Here is a 932-nt window from a genome sequence, read left to right on the forward strand (position 1 = left end):
ACGCCCTCGGGAACGAACTTGCGGTTGCTCGCCTGGAAGTAGCGGTCAGCGCTGCCCTTGCCCATTGCGCCGAGACTGCCCATTCCGCGGTATACCTTGAACTGTCTGCCCTGATAGATCTCGTTTTCTCCGGGACTTTCCTCACAGCCTGCAACGAGCGAGCCGACCATGACTACGCTGCCGCCCGCGGCGAGAGCCTTGACGATGTCGCCGCTGTACTTGATGCCGCCGTCTGCGATAACGGGAATGCCGTACTTTGAAGCCTCGCAGGCAGCGTCATAAATAGCTGTGACCTGGGGTACGCCGATACCGGCGACGATTCTTGTTGTACAGATGGAGCCGGGTCCGATACCGACCTTTACCGCGTCAGCGCCGGCTGAGATAAGAGCTTTTGCAGCCTCAGCGGTAGCGATGTTGCCCGCGATGAGAGGAAGCTCGGGATAAGCCTTCTTTACTCTTGCAACGGAGTTTACAACATTTGAGTTGTGGCCGTGAGCTGAGTCGAGAACTACAACGTCTACGCCCGCCTCGATGAGAGCGGCTACTCTGTCGAGCACGTCTGCTGTCGCGCCAATCGCCGCGCCGCAGATAAGTCTGCCCTTGTCGTCACGCGCGGAGTTCGGATACTGCACGCTCTTCTCGATATCCTTGATCGTGATAAGTCCCTTTAAGCTGCCGTCCTTGCCGACGATCGGGAGCTTTTCGATCTTGTGCTCGCGGAGAATGTTCTGAGCCTGCTGCAGCGTCGTACCGACGGGGGCGGTGATAAGATTCTCCTGAGTCATAACCTTTGAAATCGGCTGAGCGAAATCCGCCGCCGTCATAAAGCGCATATCGCGGTTCGTGATAATGCCGATGAGCTTTCCGTCACGGCAAATCGGCACGCCTGAGATTTTGTACTTGCCCATGAGGTCGTCAGCGTCCTTGACGGT

General features: G+C 57.4%; 1 protein-coding gene. It reads right to left on the reverse strand.

The window, feature by feature from the left end; genetic code table 11:
• On the reverse strand, window positions 1-932 hold a 932-nt coding region (guaB, locus tag KQI64_RS05320), incomplete at both ends, for an IMP dehydrogenase (protein WP_216523694.1).

The sequence above is a fragment of the Lachnoclostridium sp. MSJ-17 genome, assembly GCF_018918205.1.
Classification (GTDB): Bacteria; Bacillota; Clostridia; order Oscillospirales; family Acutalibacteraceae; genus Ruminococcoides.